The sequence below is a fragment of the Marinobacterium sedimentorum genome (assembly GCF_024267675.1).
Lineage (GTDB): Bacteria > Pseudomonadota > Gammaproteobacteria > Pseudomonadales > Balneatricaceae > Marinobacterium_A > Marinobacterium_A sedimentorum.
This window is the reverse complement of sequence record NZ_JALDYX010000097.1, coordinates 1-479: the sequence shown is the minus strand read 5'-3', so window position 1 is coordinate 479 and position 479 is coordinate 1. Positions and strand designations below refer to the sequence as shown.

The window sequence follows — 479 nt, the reverse complement described above, 5'->3', positions numbered from 1 at the left end:
CTCTATCCCGGTGTCGATCACGCCTTCGCCCGCGCAGGTTCTGAGCATTATCACAAGCCGTCTGCACTGATGGCGCACCAGCGCTCTGTGACGGCCTTTCGCAAGGCGATGGGGCCGCATTACGACCTCTCAGCTCTTTGGGACAAGCACTGCGAGTACGAGTTTTCGACCCGCAATGTTGGCGACACCATGGCGACCATGGTGGCCGAGCCCTACGTCAACCATATCCCCAACCTGACCGGCGGTGTGGGCTACAAGGAGCTGTTCCGCTTTTACACGCATCATTTCGTCGACGCCAATCCGGCCGACACCACCCTGATGCCGATCTCCAGGACCATAGGTGCGACCCAGATCGTCGACGAGGTGCTGTTCTGCTTCACCCACGATCGCGAGATCGACTGGATGCTGCCGGGCATAGCCCCCACCGGCAAGTACGTCGAGATTCCGCTGGTGGCCATCGTCAAGTTCCGCGGCGACAA

1 pseudogene is annotated in these 479 nt (G+C 60.5%); it reads left to right on the top strand.

The features are described 5' to 3' along the window. Window positions 1-479 (top strand): annotated as a pseudogene (locus MRS74_RS23590) (dienelactone hydrolase family protein); the annotation flags it as partial.